The sequence below is a fragment of the Cellulosimicrobium sp. ES-005 genome (assembly GCF_040448685.1).
In the GTDB taxonomy this organism is placed as follows: domain Bacteria; phylum Actinomycetota; class Actinomycetes; order Actinomycetales; family Cellulomonadaceae; genus Cellulosimicrobium; species Cellulosimicrobium cellulans_G.
The window spans coordinates 714,801-732,008 of record NZ_CP159290.1 but is presented as its reverse complement, the minus strand read 5'-3'; the positions used below and the strand labels follow the sequence as shown (position 1 = coordinate 732,008).

Here is a 17,208-nt window from a genome sequence, read left to right as displayed (position 1 = left end):
GCCCGACGACGGCGCACCGCCCGCGAGGTCCGGGCACGTCTCCCGCGGTCCGGACGGACCGTGGGGCATGCCGTTCGCACGCGAGCGACGTTCGACCGTAACCGATCCGTTATCCAAGTCCAACCCCTGCGCCGCTAGACTGGGAGGTTCTGTCCGGTTTTCATCATGTATGTCATGGCCACCTCCACGCGCTTCTCACCCGGCGTCACCGACGCCGCCACGCGCGAGGACGGCGTCCACCGCGCCCGACGTCGCACGCCCTGATCGCGCGGCCCGCTCCCCGACCCGAGCCAGCGTCGCCGCCAGCTCGGGCGGGTCGAGCACCGTCAGGTCGACGTCGAGGCCCAGCAGGAACCCGGCGAGCCGGGCGAGCGACGTGCCCCCGGTCTCGAGCACGCACGCGTCCGGCCCGTCGTCGACGAGCACGCCGGCGCCCGGCTCCATCCGGTCGGCCACCGTGCTCGCCGGCGCGTGCAGGCGCACGCGCGCGGGGTGCGCCCACGCCACCGAGCCGACGCCGCGGACGACGTGGGCGACCGCGTCGCCGCCCGGCACGGGGCGGGACGTGAAGCGAGGCCCGCCGGGCGAGCGCAGGCGCAGCCGGTCGACGCGGAAGGTGCGCCAGTCGTCGCGGCCCTGGTCGAACGCCAGGAGGTACCACCGTCGCCCGACGTGCACGAGCCGGTACGGCTCGACCGCCCGGGACGTCGTCGTCCCGTCGTGGGCCCGGTACTCGATCCGGAGGCCCGTGCGGGCGGCGACGGCCGCCGCGATGTCGGCGAGCACGCGGGCGTCGACCGCCGGCCCGCCCACCGGCGCGCTCGCGACCGCGGCGCGCAGCGCGTCGGCCCGGGCGCGCAGCCGCGCGGGCAGCACCGTGTCGAGCTTGACGAGCGCGCGCCGCGCGGCGTCCTCGACCCCCGTGATCGACCCCGTGGCAGCGGCTCGCAGCGACACCGCCACGACCGCGGCCTCCTCGTCGTCGAGCAGGAGCGGGGGCAGCGCGGTCCCGGACCCGAGCCGGTAGCCGCCCGCCGTCCCCGGCGCCGACCGCACCTCGTACCCGAGGAGCCGCAGCCGCTCCACGTCGTTGCGGACCGTGCGGGTCGTGACGCCGAGCCGCTCCGCCAGCTCGGGCCCCGACCACGTCGGGCGCGTCGGGAGGAGCGCGAGCAGGCGCAGGAGTCGTACCGAGGTGTCGAGCACGGATCCATCCTCTCGCACCATGCGGAACCGCACGTTCCGCATGGGGTCCTACTGTCGTGGTGTCGGTCCCGCCGGGTCGACGACCGCGGTCCCCGGGACGGATCCCGGGGACGACGACGAGGGAGACGAGCATGCTGCGTGGGATGGCGACGCTGAACCTGTGGGCCGACGACCTGGAGGCCGCGTCCGCGTGGTACTCGGAGGTCCTGGGGACGGACCCGTACTACGTCGTGCCCGGCGGGTACGTGGAGTTCCGCATCGGCGACCGCCAGGACGAGCTCGGCATCATCGCCCGGTCCTGGTCCCCGCGGCCCCAGCCGGAGACCCCCGGGGGCGCGATCGTGAACTGGCACGTCGACGACGTGCGCGACGCGTTCGCCCGGCTCCTCGCGCTCGGCGCGACCGAGTACGAGGGGGTCGTCGAGCGCGGCGAGGGCACCGGCTTCGTGACGGCGTCGGTGGTCGACCCGTTCGGCAACGTGCTGGGGATCATGCAGAACCCGCACTACCTCGAGATGCTCGAGCGCTAGCCCGGGCGCCGCGGACCGCGGGCGCCTTACCGGCGCCGACACCGCACCGGCGCCGCGACGGGCCTCAGTACCAGCCCTTGGCCACCGAGTGCGACCAGGCCGCGCACGGCGTGCCGTAGCGGCCCTCGATGTAGCCGAGGCCCCACGTGATCTGCGTCGCCGGGTTGGTCCGCCAGTCGGCGCCCGCGCTCGACATCTTGGACCCGGGCAGCGCCTGCGGGATCCCGTACGCGCTCGAGCTCGGGTTGTCGGCGTCGACCCGCCAGTTGCTCTCCTTGGTCCACAGCTTGTCGAGGCACGTGAACTCGTCGTCGCCCCACCCGCGCTGGGCCGCGAGCGAGCGGCCGATCGCCCGCGCCGAGCCGGGGTCCACCGAGACCGAGACGTCCATCGTCCCGACCTTGATGATCTCGTTGCGCGGCTCCGTCGTGACCGTGCGCGTGAGGACCGTGCGCGACACCTCGGCACCGCCGAGGGTCTGGACGGCGTACGTCGTGGTCGCCTCGCCCACGCGGCCGGACTGGACGACGACCCGGTGCCCCTTCGGCAGGTTCGGGTCCTCGACCTCCTCCGTGGTGAAGGGCAGCACCTCGGTGACGGTCGTGGCCGACGCTGCGGCGCGGCTCACGAGGACGAGCATGCCGTCGACCGCGGCCGCGTCGAGCGGCGCGGACGTGCTGTCGCCCTCGGCCAGCACGATGCCCGCCGTCGCGAGGACGCCGCGCACCGTGGGCTCCGCCGTCGTGATGGGCATGACCGCGCCGTCGACGGCGACGTGGACGGTCTTGAGCGTGGAGACCCGGATCGGGTCGCGACCGAGCGCCTGGGTGCGCGAGACCTCGGTGACGGCGCCCTCGGCGCGCGGCCCGAGGTAGGTGAGGAGCTCCCCGACGGTGCGCGCCGTCGTGGAGATCGTCTGGACCTGGCCGTCGATCTCGATCGTCACGTCGTGGCTCGTCCGGACGACGATCGTGCCGCCGTCGTGCGCGGAGTCCGTCAGGCCCGGCTCGACGAGGTCCTCGGCGCCGACCGTGACGTCCTGGTAGTCGAGCACCTCGGCGACCGTCCGCCCGTACGCGGAGACGTCGTACAGCTCGCCGTCCACGTCGAGCGTGACGCTCTTCTGGAGCGAGGCGAACGCACCGGTGACGACCACGAGGCTCGCGACGACGACGCCCTGGGCCGCCAGCCGTTGCAGGCGTCGGCGACCGGTTCCGTCAGGTGCGAGCACGCGCACGGTCCCTTCTGGGGAGCGGCCCTCGGCGAGCGCCGAGAGCGAGGTGGGGCACGTCGTCGGCGCACGGCGCGCGACGCACGGACCTGACCGTAGCCGAAACGTGACCCTGGACGAAACCTCCGGTTCGCCCCGGAACGGGCGGTGCCGCGAGGTGCCGGCTCCCCCTCCGTCGTGCCCGCCTCACCAGGGCCCGTAGACCGCGACCGACGTCGCGGCGAGCCGCGCGCAGACGTCCGCGAGCGGCAGGCCCGCCACCTCGGCGACGGTACGGACCGTCGTCGGCAGCACGTACGGGGCGTTGGGACGGCCCCGGTACGGGTGCGGCGTGAGGTACGGCGCGTCCGTCTCGACGAGGACCTGCTCGAGCGGCACCTCCCGCAGGGCGGCCCGCAGCTCGTCGTTCGCGCGGAACGTCACCGGGCCCGCGAAGGACAGGTACCAGCCCTGCTCCGCGCAGAACCGGGCCATCGCGGCGTCACCCGAGTAGCAGTGGAAGACCGTCCGCTCCGGGGCGCCGTCGCGCGCGAGGACGTCGAGCACCTGCGCGTGGGCGTCGCGGTCGTGGATCTGGAGCGCGAGGCCGAGCTCCTTCGCGAGTGCGACGTGCGCCCGGAACGCCTCCCGCTGTACAGCCTCGCCCTGCGGTCCGGTACGGAACAGGTCCATCCCCGTCTCGCCGATCGCCCGCACGCGGTCGTTCGCGCGCGCGATCGCCGCGATCTCGGCGACGGCGTCGTCGAGCGGGACGTCGTGGTGCGGCCGCGGGTCGGGCGCGAGCCCGTCCGGCCCGACCTCCCGCACCCCACCGTGCAGCACGGCCTCGTTCGGATGGATGGCCACGGCCCCGAGCACCCGCCCCACCCCCGTCCCCCCACGGCCGACCAGGTGATCGTGGCTCGTCCCGGCGCCGGGACGCGCCGGATCCGCCTGCTCGACCCCCCAGACCGCCTGGTCGCCGCGCAGCAGGGCGTCGGTCCAGCGGGCCGACGGCAGGTCGCAGCCGACCTGCACCACGCGGTCCACCCCCGCGGCCGCCGCCCGGGCCAGGTGGTCCGTGACGGTCGGGGCGGGGACGTCGTCGGGGAGGACGTGAGGGATCGAGTCGAGGTGGGTGTGGTTGTCCACCACCGGGACCGGAAGCGGCTCCGGTGGTGGCGGCCACCCGCGCTCGCGCTGCTTGGCCACCGTCAGGCGGTCTCGCGCAGGCGGTCGAGCTCCTCCTCGACGATCGAGTCGTCGAGCTTGGTGAACACCGGCGTCGGCTTGCCGACCGGCGTGCCCGGCACGACGGCCTTCGGCTCCCACGTCGCCAGGCCCTCGGCGCGGTAGTCGCCCGTGATGACCGGGTAGTGGCGCGAGTCGTCGTCGAGGTCGGTCACCTCGTCGATGCGCGGCTGGGCGGCGAACGTGCCCGTGCCGCCGAACGCCTCGTGCACCTGCTGCGCCGAGTGGGGCAGGAACGGCGACAGGATCGTGTTGAGGTCGCTCACGGCCTGGGTCACGGTGTGCAGCACGGTCGCGAGCCGGTCCGGGTCGGTCTTGAGCTTCCACGGCTCGGTGTCCGACACGTACTTGTTCACCTCGCCGACCGTCTTCATGGCCTCGGCGACGGCGGCGCGCTGGCGGTGCGTCGCGATGAGCTCGCCCACGCGGCCGAACGCGGTCGTCGTCGTCGCGAGGACGCCCTCGTCGATCGGCTGGCGCTGCCCCGGCTCCGGGATCGCGCCGAAGTTCTTGTGCACGAGGTTCGCCGTGCGGTTGACGAGGTTGCCCCAGCCGGCCACGAGCTCGTCGTTCGTGCGGCGCTGGAAGTCCGCCCACGTGAAGTCGACGTCCTGCGTCTCCGGACCGGCCGACGCCACGTAGTACCGGAACGCGTCCGGCTGGTAGCGGGCCAGCATGTCGCGTACGTAGATGACGACGCCGCGCGAGGAGGAGAACTTCTGGCCCTCGACGTTGAGGAACTCGCTCGACACGACCTCCGTCGGGAGCTGGAGGTTCCCGTACGGGCCCGGCGCCCCGCCCTTGCTCCCGCGGCCGTCGTAGCCGAGCAGCTCGGCCGGCCAGATCTGGGAGTGGAACGTGATGTTGTCCTTGCCCATGAAGTAGTACGACCGCGCCTCGGGGTCGTTCCAGAACGCGCGCCACGCGTCCGGGTCGCCGCTGCGCCGCGCCCACTCGATCGATGCCGAGAGGTACCCGATCACCGCGTCGAACCACACGTACAGGCGCTTGCTCGAGTTCTCCTCCCACCCGGGCAGCGGGACCGGGATGCCCCAGTCGATGTCGCGCGTCATGGCGCGCGGGCGCACGTCGTCGAGCAGGTTGAGCGAGAACTTCAGGACGTTCGGGCGCCACGCGGTGCGCGTGCGCAGCCAGTCCCCCAGCGCGTCGACGAACGCGGGCAGGTCCAGGAAGAAGTGGTTCGACTCGACGAACTTCGGCGTCTCGCCGTTGATGCGGCTGTGCGGGTTGATGAGGTCGATCGCGTCGAGCTGGTTGCCGCAGTTGTCGCACTGGTCGCCGCGCGCGCCGTCGTAGCCGCAGATGGGGCACGTGCCCTCGATGTAGCGGTCGGGCAGCGTACGGCCCGTGGACGGCGAGATCGCGCCCATGGTCGTCTGCTCGACCATGTACCCGTTCTTGTGGACCGTGCGGAACATCTCCTGCACGACGGCGTAGTGGTTGCGCGTCGTGGTGCGCGTGAAGAGGTCGTACGACAGCCCGAGCTGGTGCAGGTCCTCGACGATGACGCGGTTGTACCGGTCCGCGAGCTCCTGCGGGCTCACGCCCTCCTTGTCCGCCTGCACGAGGATCGGCGTGCCGTGCTCGTCGGTGCCCGAGACCATGAGGACGTCGTGACCCGCCATGCGCATGTGCCGGCTGAAGACGTCCGACGGGACACCGAAACCTGCGACGTGGCCGATGTGGCGCGGCCCGTTGGCATACGGCCACGCCACGGCCGAGAGGATGTGGGTCATGGTGCCCGATCTTAGTCGGGCCGCAGCGCGCTCTGCGGGGGCGTCTCGGGACCCTGGACTCCCGCCGTGCTGCCACCGGGCCGGGCCGTCCGTCGTCAGCCGTCGCTGGCACCACCACGGGGGTCGACGAAGGTCTCCTTCAGCGCTGCCGTCGTCTCGGCAGCCTGGGCGACCTCTCGACAGCCGACGCCCACCGCGACGTCGGCGCGCTCCAGACGGAACGAGACGTCGAAGCCGTGGACGCTCGCGGCGTTCGTCGCGCCGCAGATCCGCTCGCCCAGAGAGTCGGCGTCCGGGTCGGTCAGCGTCTCCGCGACGGTGACCACCACGGGGACACGTACGACCCGGTCGAGGAGCCCACGGCGGATCGGTGGGGGCTCCGCCACGTCGTCCACACCAGGCCAGGACTCGACGTCGGCGACCAGGTCGGCGACGTACCGCTCGTCGTCCTCGTCCACCCCGCGCCACGCGCGCCACCCGTCCTCGACAGCCGGCACGGAGCGGTCGAGCACGCGTCCCAGCAGCACGCCGCCGATCGCCGCCACCGACACGACGAGAAGGAGGAGCGCCGTCGCGGGCACGAGCACCGCGCGCGCCCGCCGGTCGCTCGCGCGCCGTCCTCGTCGCCCCACGCCCGGACGGTATCGGGCCAGGCGCTCGCCCCGGTGGCGGCGACGTGCAGAACCTGCCGAGGAACCGGGGACGACGACGGGCCCGCGACCTGGGGGTCGCGGGCCCGTGCGGAGCCGGGTCGGCTCGGTACGTCCGTCAGTACCAGTTGACCGCCTGCGAGTGGGACCACGCGCCGCACGGCGAGCCGTAGGAGCCCGCGATGTAGTCCAGGCCCCACGCGATCTGCGTCGCGGGGTTGGTCGCCCAGTCGGCGCCCTTGCTCGCCATCTTCGAGCCGGGCAGGGACTGCGGGATGCCGTAGGCGCTCGACGTCGGGTTGTCCGCCGTCGGGTTCCAGTTGGACTCCTTGGTCCAGAGCTTCTCCAGGCACGTCCACTGCGCACCGGTCCAGCCGCGCGCGGCGGCCATCGCCTGCCCGATCGCGCGCGGGTCCTTCGGGCGCTCCTGCGTGCCGGTGACGACGACCTCGTCCACGGGCGCGGTCGTGACCTCCTGCGAGAGCTGCTCGCGCGACTCCTCGACGCCGTCCACGAGCGTGACCTCGAACGTCGTCGTGGTCACGCCGTCGGCCCCGGCCTGGGCGACGGCGGACTCGTCGGTGTACTTCGAGTCGTCGGGCTGCTGGACGGTCCCGTGCGGGACGGGCGTCGTCGTCTGCTGCTGCTCGACGACGACGCGCTGGATGACGAGCGAGACCGTGGGCGCGCCGGGCTCGGGCGCGTCGACGCGCTGCACGCTCACGCGGTCGAGCTCACCGAGCTCGATGCCCTGCTGGTCGAGGATGGCGGGGATGCCGATGCTGCCGTCCGGGGCGACCGTCGTCGTGCCGTCGGCGACGACGTTCACCGGGCCGTCGGTGTCGAGGCGCAGGTCGAGCGACGCGCGCTCGCCGGACCGGGACGCGACGAGGCGCACGTCGCCGCCGCGCTCGGCGAGGGTCTGCAGCGCCTCGTCCGCGTCGAGCGCGGTGAGCCAGACGTCGGACTGCTCGCCGTCGGTCTGGACGGTGACCTTCTTGCCGAGGCGCACCACGACCTCGTCGCCGTCGTCGAGGGCCGACCCGGGGTCGGGCGCGACCTGGTCGCGCGCGCCGACCTCGACGCCGGCGGCGTCGAGCGCGCCCGAGACCGAGCCGGCGAGCGTGCTCACTGTCGTCAGCTCGCCGTCGACGTCGATCGTCACGGTCTTGCTGGCCTCGCCGTAGGCGACGGCGCCCGAGCCGACGAGCACGACGGCGGTCGCCGCGCCGACGACGGACCAGCGGCGCCGACGTGTCGCGCGCAGGGTCCGCGCGGAGCGGGCGGCGCGACGGCTGGGCGTCTCGGAGGTCTCGTGGGCGGTCTCGGTGGGGGCGACGTCCGGTGCGTCGGTCTCGACGTCACGGTGGCGGGGCGCGCGGAAGCGGAAGGGGTTGTGCACTCTGGTCCAAGTCGTCGGGGGTCCCGGGCACGGGGGTCGACGGCGCACGCGCGCCCCGGGGCCGCTCCGCACCGCGGTACGGGCAACACCCGGTTCGACCAGCCGATCCGGCCGTCCTGCGGACCCCCGGCACCCTGGGTGCTCGACGGAGGCCGCGTCCCACGGCCGGCCCGTACACCTGTCCCCGGTGAGCGGCAACGCGAGACACTCGACCGTAACCGATTCGTTATCACGCTCCAAACCACCTGCTCAGCCCGCACGTCCGCCGAGATCGACCCCGCCGTCGCGAGGTCGGCCTCCCGAGGGTCGATCTCGGACGCTCGGGCCGATCTCGCGACGGCGGTCCCCGACAACCCGCGGACGCGCGGCCGCCTCACCCGGCGGGCGCCACCGTGACCCGCAGCAGCCGGTCGTCGCCGTCGCGCGGGTCCCCTCGTCCGTCGGTGTTGTTGGTCAGCACGTACAGCACGGCGCTCCCGTCGTCGCCGAGCGGCGTCGCGGGGTCCACCAGGACGGCGCGCAGCCGACCCCGGTCCGTGAGCACGGCCTGGGGCGGGCCGAACGCGTCGGCCGACCCTCCGCCGTCGGGCGTCGCGAACGGCACGCGCCACAACGTCTGCCCCCGCAGCCCCGCCAGGTACGCGCCCTCACGGGTCACGGCCAGCCCGCTCGGCGAGGCCTCCGCCGTCGACCACGTCGCCACCGGGTCCACGAACCCCGACGCCGCGCCGCCCACTCCCTCGACCTCCGGCCAGCCGTAGTTCCCGCCCGGCACGACGACGTTGAGCTCGTCGAACGTGTCCTGGCCGAACTCCGACGCGAGCATGCGGCCCGTCACGTCCCACGCGATCCCCTGGACGTTGCGGTGCCCCAGGCTCCACACCGGCGAGGCCGGGTCCGGGTTCCCCGGCGCGGGCGCGCCGTCCACCGTCAGGCGCAGGATCTTGCCGTTGAGCGCACCCGCGACCTGCGCCGCGCCGCGCTGCTGCGCGTCCCCCGTCGTCACGTACAGGAAGCCGTCCGGCCCGAACGCGAGCCGGCCGCCGTCGTGCGTCGACGCCGCCGGGACACCCTGCAGGACCGGGGTGAGGCTCGACAGCTCGCGGCCGGCGAGCGTCCCCCGCAGCACCTCGTTGCCGCCGTCGGCGGTCCGGTAGACGAACACCTCCCCCGGGGCCGCACCGCCCTCGGGCCCGACCGCGACCCCGAGCACGCCCGCCTCGCCCGTCGCGACCGTGCCGTCGCGCAGGTCGTCCGCCCCCGGGCCCGTGACGGGCTCGACGGCGCCCGTCGCCGGGTCGACGACGACCAGGCCGCGCTCGTCGCGCAGGGAGACGAGCAGCGTCCCGTCCGCGAGCGCCGCGAGCCCCCACGGCGCGGAGAGCCCGGCCGCCACCTCGGTCACGTCCACGCGCACCTCGGGCACGACGACGAGGGCGGGCGCGGGCACCGGCGCGGTCGTCTCGACGCCGCCGGCCTCGGGGGCGGTCGTGACCGACGGACCCGGTGCGGGTTCCGGACCGTCGGGCGTGCACGCCGCCAGCAGCACGACGGCGGCCCCCACCACGACCGCGGGCCACGCCCGGGGCGCGGACGACCGGTCGGCAGGCATGCGCCCATCGTCGCGCGCCGCGGGCGCCGCCGCACGAGCCGGGCACGGCGCGGTCGCGCTCCGCACCGTGCCGACCACCCTCCTGCGCCCGCTCGTGGCGCGGCTGCTCGGCACGCACCTCCGCGCCTGGACGGGCCTCGTCACCGTGCTCGGCTGCTCGGGACCTCCGGCCCGCCTGCGCGGCCCTTCGGCGGCCGCACGCCCACCCGCGGCGAGGCACGCTGGTACCAGGAGCTCCCCCGAGGCCCGGAGGAGCCGGCGAGGAGGTCGGTACGCATGTCGCGGACGTACGTGGTCACGGGTTCGGCGTCGGGGGTCGGGGCGTCCACCGCCGCGCTGCTGCGCGACCGGGGAGACCGGGTGATCGGTGTCGACCTGCGCGACGCCGAGGTCGAGGCCGACCTGAGCGTCCCCGACGGCCGGGCGCAGGCCGCCGACCGCGTCATGACGCTCGCCGACGGGCGCGTCGACGCCGTGATCGCGTGCGCGGGCATCGCCGCCCCGGTGCCGAAGACCGTCGCGGTGAACTTCTTCGGCGTCGCACGGCTCCTCACCGCGCTGCTCCCGGCGCTCGAACGGTCGGACGCGCCGCGCGCCGCCGTCGTGTCGTCGATGGCGACCCTGCAGCCGGTGTCCGACGAGCTCGTCGCGGCGTGCCTCGCGGACGACGAGGACACGGCGCTGCGCGTCGCCGCGGCGCTCGCGGACGAGGGGCCCGAGGTCGGCTACCTCAGCTATCCGTCGTCCAAGCGGGCGCTCTCGCGGTGGGTGCGGCGCGAGAGCGTCACCCCCGCGTGGGCGGGCCGCGGGATCCCGCTCAACGCCGTCGCCCCGGGGACGGTGCTCACGCCCATGACGACCGCGCTGCTCGCGACCCCGGAGTCCGCCGCGATGGTCGACGCCGCCGTCCCGATGCCCCTGCACGGGCACCAGTCCCCCGAGTCGGTCGCGAGCCTGCTGCTGTGGCTCACCGACCCGGTGAACACCCACGTCACCGGGCAGACGATCTACGACGACGGCGGCGCCGACGCCGTGCTGCGCGGGGACGACGTGTGGACGGGGACGACGCCTACGCCAGCCGGGTGAGCCCGCGCTTGAGTCCCCGGATCGCCTGACCGATGCGGTGCTCGTTCTCGATGAGCGCGAACCGCACGAACTCGTCGCCGCCGGGGCCGAACCCGACGCCCGGGGACACCGCGACGTCGCACTCCTCGACGAGGTGCGTCGCGAACTCGATCGAGCCCATGTCGCGGTACGGCTCGGGGATGCGGGCCCACGCGAACATCGTCCCGCCGGGCTTGTGGATGTCCCAGCCGATGCGCTGCAGGCCGTCGTAGAGGGCGTCGCGGCGCGACGCGTAGACGGACGAGATCTCCTGCGGGAACTCCGTCGCCTCGTTGAGCGTGACGGTCGCGGCGATCTGGATGGGCTGGAACGTGCCGTAGTCGAGGTAGCTCTTGAGCTTCGCGAGCGCCCCGACGACGTCGCGGCGGCCCACGAGGAACGCGACGCGCCAGCCCGCCATGGAGAACGACTTCGTCATGGAGTACAGCTCGACCGCGACCTCGCGCGCGCCCTCGCACTCCATGATCGACGGCGGCTCGAACCCGTCGAACGTCATGTCGGCGTACGCGAGGTCGTGCACGAGCACGACGTCCTTGTCCCGCGCCCAGTCGACGAGGCGCTGGAGGTCCTCCTTGGTCGCCACCGTCGTCGTCGGGTTGTGCGGGAACGACAGCACGACGACGCGCGGCTTGGGCCAGCCGAGCTCCCACGCCTCGATGATGCGGTCGATGTAGCCCGCGGCGTCGGTCCCGTCGCCGATGGGGACCTGGCGCGCGTCGGCGCCCGCGAAGTAGGGGCCCCAGATGTGGATGGGATAGCTCGGGGTGGGGACGAGCGCGACGTCGCCCGGCTGCAGCAGCACCCACATGAGGTGGCTGAAGCCCTCCTTGGCACCGATGGTCGAGATGATCTCGGTGTCCGGGTCGAGGCTCACGCCGAACCGGCGCTGGTACAGGCCCGCGACGGCCTCGCGGAGCTTGGGGATGCCGCGCGACGCGGAGTAGCGGTGGTTGCGCGAGTTCTGCGCGGCCTCGGCGAGCTTGTCGACGGCGACCTGCGGGCTGGGCAGGTCCGGGTTGCCGAAGCCGAGGTCGACGACGTCGCGGCCCGCTCGGCGTGCCTCGATCTTGAGCCCGTCGATGATGGTGAAGACGTAGGGCGGCAGACCGGGGATCCGGCGGAACTCCATCGCAGTGCTCCAGCTCTGTGCGGCGCTCCCGGGCGCGGGGTGCGCGCGGGTCGCGGGTCTCGCAGGGTACGCCTGCTGCCGGACGCCGCGCGTCCCGTCTCGTCGCGACGGCGCGCGCCGGCTCCTCGGGGGAGCGGCTCAGCCGTCCCAGCCGAGGTTGCGCGCCATGCGCTCGAGCGTCGCGACCGTCTGCGCGTACTCCGCGCGGCTGATGCCGTCAGCGACCCGCTCGCGCGAGACCGACACCGCGTCGAGCAGGTCGTGGTAGGCGTGGTTGCCCGCGACGGTCACGGACAGGCTGCCCGAGCCGTCGCGCGCGACCCAGCCGCGGCGGACGAGGTCGTCGATCTCCGCCGTCACGGCGCTCGCCCCGTGCCCCGGCCCGGGCGCCGCCCCCGTGAAGGGCGAGAGGACGCCGTCGACGCTCGTCTCCTCGCTCACGCCGTCCCGGATGGTGTTGAGCACCTGCCAGTGCCGGCGCGTGAGCCCGGAGTGCTGGAACACGCCGTCGAAGCTCTCGTCGATGAGCCGGTCGACGAGCTTGAGCCAGTACCCGATCGGGCGCTCCGGCGGACCGGACGGTGTCGACTCCTGGTCGCTCACGGGAGACCTCCGTGCTCGTCGTCGGCGGGTCCGTCCACTGTCGCACCGCGACCTCCCACCCGCCACGTCACGCGACGCTCAGTCCTCCCGCGCGCCGAGCACACCCTCCGGGTCGCGTGCGACGGCGCGCAGGAGGATCCGCCACATGCCGTCGACCCGGTCCGTGAGGTCGTCCAGGTGCGTGAGGTGGGTCGACACCGTCTGCACCCCGTCGAACCAGGCGACGACGTGCCACGCCGTCTCGTCGACGTCGACACCCTCGGCGAGCTCGCCGTCGGCGGCCGCCTGGGCGAGGTACGTCCGCGCCAGGTCGATCCAGCCGACGAACGGGACGGGGAGGTCCGCGTCGATGTTCTCGGCCTCGAGCCGCAGCCGGGAGGCCGCGCGGAACACGGCGCTCTCCCGGTAGACGGTCGCCACCTGGCGCGACGCGTCGACGAGCGCGGCCAGGCCCCGGGTCCCTCGCTCCTCGTGCGCCGCGCGCAGCGGGACCCACTGCTCGGCGACGTCCTCGGAGATCGCGCGGGCGAGCTCCGCCTTGGAGCTGAAGTGGAAGAAGATCGTGCCCTTGGTGAGGCCGAGCGCCGCGGAGAGGTCGTTCAACGACGTCGCGGCGTAGCCCTTCGCGGCGAAGTGCGCCGCGGCGACCTCGAGGATCCTCCGGCGGGTCGCCGCCTTCTGCTCGCTGCGGGTCGTCGGGGGCACGGCACCTCTTCACGTCGTCCTGGATCGCTCCCCCTGCGCCAGGGTACGAGATGACGTGGCCGCGCGCGTCACGCGCCGATCGAGGTCGTCAAGCCGCCCGCGCGGATCCCGTCGAGGTCGACGCGACGGTCGCACGCCGAGGCCACCTGCTCGGAGTGGGTCGCGATGACGACGGTCGCGCCGCCCTCGGCGAACGACCGGAGCGACGACACGACCATCTCGGCGTTGTCGTGGTCGAGGGCGCCGGTGGGCTCGTCGGCGAGCACGACGGACGGGTCCTTGACGACCAGCCGTGCGAGCGCGACCCGCTGCTGCTCCCCGCCGCTGAGCTGGTACACCGGCTCCCCGCCGCGACCGGCGAGCCCGACCTGCTCGAGCGCAGCCTCGAACGTCGTCCGCCGGCTCGCCCTGCGCCCGCGGGCGGCGATGGCGAGGTTCGCGTCGACGGACGCGTTGTCGACCAGGGCGTAGTTCTGGAAGAGGTACCCCAGCGCGTCCCGGCGGAACTGCCGGGTACGACGGCGCCCGAGCCTGGTCAGGTCGGTGCCGTCCACGACGATCCGTCCCGCGGTCACGGGCTCGAGCAGACCGATGCAGTTGAGGAGCGTCGACTTGCCCGACCCGCTGCGGCCCGTGAGCGCCACCATGCTCCCGGGCTCCACGGTGAACGACAGGCCCTCCCACAGCGTGCGGCGGCCGAACGCCTTGCTGAGCTCGTCGACCACGAGGGTCGTCGGTCCGGTCATGGTCAGGCCTCCGAGGATCGGGTACGGACGAGACGGCGGCCGAGGACCGCGAGCGCGCCGACGAGCGCGGCCAGGCTCACCGCGACGACGGCGGCGAGGAGCACCGGCTGCCAGTGGCCGAGGACGACGAGCGCCTGCGAGGTCGTCGGGTCCGCCCCGGGGCGGACGGTCGCGGTGAGCCCCGACACCGTGGTCCACACCGACCACGCCACGACGGCCAGCGCCAGCGCGAGCTCGGCCCCCAGCAGGCCGCGGTGCGTGCGGACGAAGCCCCACCCGCTGATGTGCCGGGCGAAGATCGACTGGGCGTTCTTGCGCGTCGAGACCTGCGCGACCGCGACGGAGGTGCCGAGCAGCACCGCGAGCGCGGCGACGGCGTTGAACACCTGGAGGCGGGTGTCGTTCACGAGCGCCGCGTGCTCCTGCGCCGCGGCGAGCGCGACCGGCTGGTACGCCATCGCGATCTCCTGCGCACCCACCGAGGCCAGCCCGTCACGCGCCGTCGCGGCGTCGGTGAGGACGAGCCCCTTTCTCGTCCCCAGCGAGGTGAGGTCGTCGGGCACGAAGACCCCGGACCCCCCGTTCACGACGACCCCGAGGGCGTCGCGCAGCAGGGCCGGCTCGTTCGGACGGGTGGCGGCCCCGTACGTGAACAGCTCCTGCCCCGGCGCGAGCACGCGGGTGCGGACCTCCACGTCCTGGGCGCCCCGCGAGAAGCCGTCGAGCCAGATCTGCACGTCGTCGACGATCGAGGCGGTCGCGTCCTCGTAGCGGCTCGGGACCAGGACCGTCACCACGTCCTCGGGAAGCTCGACGACCCGTTCGCCGTCGGCGTCACGCACGTCCTGCTGCGCGAGGTAGGCGTTGTTGACCAGGAGGGAGTCGTGCCGCCCCGGCAGCCCCCGCCCCCAGGAGACCTCGCCCTGACCCGCGAGGACGACGTCCCCGTCGCCCTCCGCCGCCAGCAACCACTCGCCCGCGGGGACGGCGAGCGCGTCGAACTCCTCCTGGGAGAGGTTCGGCGAGAAGAGGACGTGGACCCCTTCCCCCGCGGTCGCCCAGCGTTCGCTCGCCTCGACCTGCCCGGCGAGCTGGACCGCGGCGACGCTCGACGCGACGACGGCCGCGATCGTGACGACGAGGGCGGGGACGCGCACGAGGTATACCGCGACGCCTGTCGCGAGCGCCGGCAGCCTGCCCTTGAGCGCCTCGAGGACCGGCCGCTCGCCCGCGAGCGCGAGCGCGAGCACGTGCGTGACGAGCGCGAGGAGCACGAACGCGGCGGTGAGGACTCCCGCCGCGGCGGCAAACGTACGCCACTGCGCCCCGCCGTTGTACAGGGTGAGCAGCCCGGCGTCCACGAGCGCGACGGTGCCGAGCGTGACGGCCAGCGCCGGGAGCGACCGGCTCAGGTCGCGGCCGAGGATCAGGGCCGGCGGCACGCCGTGCAGCCGCTGGACGGCGTATCCGCGGACGTTCGTCAGCACGCTCGTGGCGACGACCACGACCACGAGCAGCGCGGCGACGAGCGCGCTGAGCGCGAGCGGCTGCGTCACGAGCCACCCGAGGATCTGCGGGGGCGCGTAGTAGGTCCGGGTCTCGACGACGTACCCCTGCTCGCGCAGAGCCTCCGCGAGGAACGGCGTCGCGGCGTGGTCGCCGAACGTGAAGTAGTGCCCGCGCGGGTCCACGTCCGCGCGCTCCGCCAGCGGGTGCACGGCCGTGCGCACGTCCTGGCTGAACGCCGGGTACCCGTCCTCGAGCCACGAGCCCGAGGCGAGCCCGGGGTTGCCGACCGTGAGATACAGGTGCCGGGACCGGGCCGGGTCGTGCAGGTCCTCGACGAAGCGCACGACGTTCACGCGGTGCTGCGCGGCGACCTGCTCGATCGTCTCGACCACGTGGGCGCTCGACGACGTCGGCGCCTCCCCGCTCACGACGAGGATGTCGGTGGCACCGAGCGGCCCCAGGTCGTCGATCGCGCGCAGGAACAGGAACGCCGCGAGCGACGCGTACACCGCCAGGATCGCGTACGCGAGCCGGATCCCTCGACTCCTCACCCCATGCGCTCCTCAGCTCGTACCGTGCTCGGTCAGCCGTCCGGCCCCGGCCCCGACGCGTGCGCGACCGGGACCGGGGCCGTTCGCCGCAGCGCTCAGCAGTGGCGCCAGTACGCCTTGTCGATGCGGAACGGGTTGCTGTCCCACGCGCTGGCGGTCGACCAGCTCCCGCCGCCACGGCACAGCGAGCGCACGAGGCCCGAGTCACCCGTCACGCTCGATCCGTGCACGCGCGACGAGTGGTAGTAGTCCGACCAGTTGTAGCTCGCGGCGAGGCTCGTGACGCCGTAGTCCCAGGTCCCGCCGCCGGCCGAGACCCGCGTCGCGTACGCGGCGGTCGCACCGGCCGCGACGAGCCCGAGGCTCAGCGTCGCGCCGATGAGCGCCCTGCGGACGCGGCCCTGCCTCGGGCGACGCGCCCTCGTGTGCTCGATCTCGTGCGCGCCGCGCCGGACGTCGCTCGTCATGACTGACATGTCTCTCCTCTCGTCATCGTGAGGTGAGGCTGCTGCCCCCCGCGGAGACCTTATTGATCGGTCGGTCGGTCAGTCAACTCTCCCGGCCGCCACCCCGCCGTCTCTCGTCTCCGCCGTGGCAGAGTGGGCGTATGAGCGAGAGCACCTCCGCGCCGCGCCGCGCGCTGATCGTCGTCGACGTCCAGCCCACGTTCTGCGAGGGCGGCGAGCTGGGGGTCGAGGGCGGGAACGCCGTCGCGCAGCGCATCGCCGACCACGCGCGCGACCACCGCGACGCCTACGACCTCGTCGTCACGACCCAGGACTGGCACGTGGACCCGGGCGAGCACTGGAGCCCCGAGCCGGACTTCGTCGACACGTGGCCCCCGCACGGGATCGCGGGCACGCCGAACGCCGAGCTCCACCCCGCGCTGGCCGACCTCGCGCCCGACGCCGGGGTCAAGAAGGGCGAGTACCAGGCCGCCTACTCCGGGTTCGAGGGGGTCGACGTCGGCGGCCGGCCGCTCGCGGACGTCCTGCGCGACGCGGGGATCGAGGCCGTCGACGTCGTCGGCATCGCCGAGTCGCACTGCGTGCGCGCGACGGCGCTCGACGCCCACGCGCTCGGCCTCGCCACCCGGGTCCTCACCGACCTCACCGTGCCGGTCACGCCCGAGCTGGGCGCCGCGGCGCGCGAGGAGCTCGCGGCGGCAGGGGTCGCGCTCGAGCCGAGCACCGCCGTCGGGCGCTGACGACCCGGCCCGCGC

Annotated in this window: 16 protein-coding genes; 3 read left to right on the top strand and 13 right to left on the bottom strand. The window is 74.1% G+C overall.

Going from position 1 to position 17,208, the window contains the following annotated elements; all coding sequences use genetic code 11:
• Positions 1 to 195: 195 nt before the first annotated feature.
• On the bottom strand, positions 196 to 1,206 hold the full coding sequence (locus ABRQ22_RS03230; protein WP_353708559.1) for a WYL domain-containing protein: 1,011 nt from the start codon (positions 1,204 to 1,206) through the stop codon (positions 196 to 198).
• 143 nt (positions 1,207 to 1,349) lie between these two features.
• Between ABRQ22_RS03230 and ABRQ22_RS03225 the strand changes: the two genes are divergently transcribed.
• The gene (locus tag ABRQ22_RS03225) at positions 1,350 to 1,736 is read left to right on the top strand and encodes a VOC family protein (protein WP_253052835.1); all 387 of its coding nucleotides are present in this window, start codon (positions 1,350 to 1,352) and stop codon (positions 1,734 to 1,736) included.
• Between the two features lie 64 nt (positions 1,737 to 1,800).
• On the opposite strand, the gene ABRQ22_RS03220 is transcribed toward ABRQ22_RS03225, so the two are convergent.
• The 6 genes from ABRQ22_RS03220 to ABRQ22_RS03195 all read right to left on the bottom strand — a co-directional run bounded on the left by ABRQ22_RS03220 (position 1,801) and on the right by ABRQ22_RS03195 (position 9,618).
• Positions 1,801 to 2,967, bottom strand: a complete 1,167-nt coding sequence (locus ABRQ22_RS03220; protein WP_353708558.1) for a ubiquitin-like domain-containing protein — start codon at positions 2,965 to 2,967, stop codon at positions 1,801 to 1,803.
• Positions 2,968 to 3,153: 186 nt separating this feature from the next.
• On the bottom strand, positions 3,154 to 4,158 hold the full coding sequence (locus tag ABRQ22_RS03215) for a TatD family hydrolase (RefSeq protein WP_353708557.1): 1,005 nt from the start codon (positions 4,156 to 4,158) through the stop codon (positions 3,154 to 3,156).
• A gap of 2 nt (positions 4,159 to 4,160) precedes the next feature.
• Positions 4,161 to 5,954 (bottom strand): methionine--tRNA ligase, encoded by a 1,794-nt coding sequence (metG, locus tag ABRQ22_RS03210; RefSeq protein ID WP_353708556.1) that lies wholly within the window; start codon positions 5,952 to 5,954, stop codon positions 4,161 to 4,163.
• 95 nt (positions 5,955 to 6,049) lie between these two features.
• Complete coding sequence (locus tag ABRQ22_RS03205; RefSeq protein WP_353708555.1) at positions 6,050 to 6,586, bottom strand: hypothetical protein; 537 nt, start codon at positions 6,584 to 6,586, stop codon at positions 6,050 to 6,052.
• A 136-nt stretch (positions 6,587 to 6,722) separates the two neighbouring features.
• On the bottom strand, positions 6,723 to 8,006 hold the full coding sequence (locus tag ABRQ22_RS03200; protein ID WP_353708554.1) for a G5 domain-containing protein: 1,284 nt from the start codon (positions 8,004 to 8,006) through the stop codon (positions 6,723 to 6,725).
• Positions 8,007 to 8,379: 373 nt separating this feature from the next.
• A complete protein-coding gene (locus ABRQ22_RS03195; RefSeq protein ID WP_353708553.1) occupies positions 8,380 to 9,618 on the bottom strand; it encodes a PQQ-dependent sugar dehydrogenase in 1,239 nt (412 codons plus the stop codon).
• Positions 9,619 to 9,894: 276 nt separating this feature from the next.
• Here ABRQ22_RS03195 and ABRQ22_RS03190 point away from each other — a divergent pair, with 276 nt between their 5' ends.
• Positions 9,895 to 10,704, top strand: a complete 810-nt coding sequence (locus ABRQ22_RS03190) for an SDR family oxidoreductase (RefSeq protein ID WP_253052821.1) — start codon at positions 9,895 to 9,897, stop codon at positions 10,702 to 10,704.
• On the opposite strand, the gene ABRQ22_RS03185 is transcribed toward ABRQ22_RS03190, so the two are convergent.
• The 6 genes from ABRQ22_RS03185 to ABRQ22_RS03160 form a co-directional block, all read right to left on the bottom strand.
• Complete coding sequence (locus tag ABRQ22_RS03185; RefSeq protein ID WP_047232459.1) at positions 10,688 to 11,872, bottom strand: aminotransferase class I/II-fold pyridoxal phosphate-dependent enzyme; 1,185 nt, start codon at positions 11,870 to 11,872, stop codon at positions 10,688 to 10,690. The two genes, ABRQ22_RS03190 and ABRQ22_RS03185, sit on opposite strands and share 17 nt — an antisense overlap.
• Before the next feature lie 138 nt (positions 11,873 to 12,010).
• Complete coding sequence (locus tag ABRQ22_RS03180; protein WP_353708552.1) at positions 12,011 to 12,475, bottom strand: MarR family winged helix-turn-helix transcriptional regulator; 465 nt, start codon at positions 12,473 to 12,475, stop codon at positions 12,011 to 12,013.
• A 78-nt stretch (positions 12,476 to 12,553) separates the two neighbouring features.
• On the bottom strand, positions 12,554 to 13,180 hold the full coding sequence (locus tag ABRQ22_RS03175) for a ScbR family autoregulator-binding transcription factor (protein ID WP_353708551.1): 627 nt from the start codon (positions 13,178 to 13,180) through the stop codon (positions 12,554 to 12,556).
• Between the two features lie 68 nt (positions 13,181 to 13,248).
• Positions 13,249 to 13,926 carry an ATP-binding cassette domain-containing protein gene (locus tag ABRQ22_RS03170; protein WP_353708550.1) on the bottom strand — a complete coding sequence of 226 codons (678 nt, stop codon included), beginning with the start codon at positions 13,924 to 13,926 and terminating at the stop codon, positions 13,249 to 13,251.
• 2 nt (positions 13,927 to 13,928) lie between these two features.
• Positions 13,929 to 15,986: a hypothetical protein gene (locus ABRQ22_RS03165; RefSeq protein ID WP_353708549.1), complete on the bottom strand. Its 2,058-nt coding sequence runs from the start codon at positions 15,984 to 15,986 to the stop codon at positions 13,929 to 13,931.
• 95 nt (positions 15,987 to 16,081) lie between these two features.
• Positions 16,082 to 16,462, bottom strand: a complete 381-nt coding sequence (locus ABRQ22_RS03160; protein ID WP_253052811.1) for a lactococcin 972 family bacteriocin — start codon at positions 16,460 to 16,462, stop codon at positions 16,082 to 16,084.
• Positions 16,463 to 16,593: 131 nt separating this feature from the next.
• On the opposite strand from ABRQ22_RS03160, the gene ABRQ22_RS03155 reads away from it, so the two are divergent.
• A complete protein-coding gene (locus ABRQ22_RS03155; protein WP_253052809.1) occupies positions 16,594 to 17,193 on the top strand; it encodes an isochorismatase family protein in 600 nt (199 codons plus the stop codon).
• Positions 17,194 to 17,208: the final 15 nt, after the last annotated feature.

Bases quoted from the DNA above. Each gene is read 5' to 3' on its own strand.
- ABRQ22_RS03225 (WP_253052835.1), top strand. From the start codon at position 1,350: ATGGCGACGCTGAACCTGTGGGCCGACGACCTGGAGGCCGCGTCCGCG.
- metG (WP_353708556.1), bottom strand. From the start codon at position 5,954: ATGACCCACATCCTCTCGGCCGTGGCGTGGCCGTATGCCAACGGGCCG.
- ABRQ22_RS03195 (WP_353708553.1), bottom strand. From the start codon at position 9,618: ATGCCTGCCGACCGGTCGTCCGCGCCCCGGGCGTGGCCCGCGGTCGTG.
- ABRQ22_RS03190 (WP_253052821.1), top strand. From the start codon at position 9,895: ATGTCGCGGACGTACGTGGTCACGGGTTCGGCGTCGGGGGTCGGGGCG.
- ABRQ22_RS03185 (WP_047232459.1), bottom strand. From the start codon at position 11,872: ATGGAGTTCCGCCGGATCCCCGGTCTGCCGCCCTACGTCTTCACCATC.
- ABRQ22_RS03170 (WP_353708550.1), bottom strand. From the start codon at position 13,926: ATGACCGGACCGACGACCCTCGTGGTCGACGAGCTCAGCAAGGCGTTC.
- ABRQ22_RS03160 (WP_253052811.1), bottom strand. From the start codon at position 16,462: ATGTCAGTCATGACGAGCGACGTCCGGCGCGGCGCGCACGAGATCGAG.
- ABRQ22_RS03155 (WP_253052809.1), top strand. From the start codon at position 16,594: ATGAGCGAGAGCACCTCCGCGCCGCGCCGCGCGCTGATCGTCGTCGAC.